This is a genomic window from Streptomyces sp. S6 (assembly GCF_054880855.1).
The window spans coordinates 1-722 of the sequence record NZ_JBTYMC010000719.1 but is presented as its reverse complement, the minus strand read 5'-3'; the positions used below and the strand labels follow the sequence as shown (position 1 = coordinate 722).

Annotated in this window: 1 pseudogene; it reads right to left on the bottom strand. The window is 78.8% G+C overall.

What is annotated here, in order from left to right:
• Positions 1-722 (bottom strand): annotated as a pseudogene (locus ACVNF4_RS36685) (FHA domain-containing protein); the annotation flags it as partial.

Here is a 722-nt window from a genome sequence, read left to right as displayed (position 1 = left end):
CTGCCCCACGGGCCCGCCGCCCGGCGCGACCCGCACGAGCCGCAGGACCGTCGCCACGTCACCGCCGAGCAGCCCGACGGCCCCGCACTCCCGCAGCAGCGGCACGACCGCGCATGCGGCCTCGTACGCGCCCGCCACGGGCAGCGTCAGCGACCCCGGGTCCGTCTCCGACAGCACCAGCACGTGCACCCCGACCTCGGGCCCCCGCCGGACCAGCCGCACCAGCGCCTCACGCAACGCGGGCGTGCCGGGGTCGCCGTCCACCACGACGACGGCGTACGGGCCCGGGAACACCGGCGCGGTGTCGGGCCTCGCCCAGGAAGGACGGCGCTCGGCGTCGGCGTGCGCGGCGGAGCCGGGGCCACGGGACTGCGCGGGAAGAGCCACACCGGACGACGGCGTCCCCGCGCGCGGGGCGTCGCGTTCGTCCAGCCTGCGCAGCAACTCCTCCACGCGGGCCGTCGCCTGGTCGTGGTCGTGGGCCAGGAGGAGACGGCAGTCCTGGGAGTGGGCCGGGCGGACGTGCGGGAGCCAGCCGAGCCAGGACCACTCGGCGGCGCGCTCCTCCAGCGGGCGGGACCGGTCGGTCGTCAGCAGCACGACCTCCAGTGTGTCCGGGGAGTGCAGCGCGGCGACCTGGGCGAGGACCGCGCGGGCCAGCCCCGACAGCCGGGGGCGGGGACCGGCCAGCCCCAGCGCACCCGCCTCCCGCAGACCGGCGG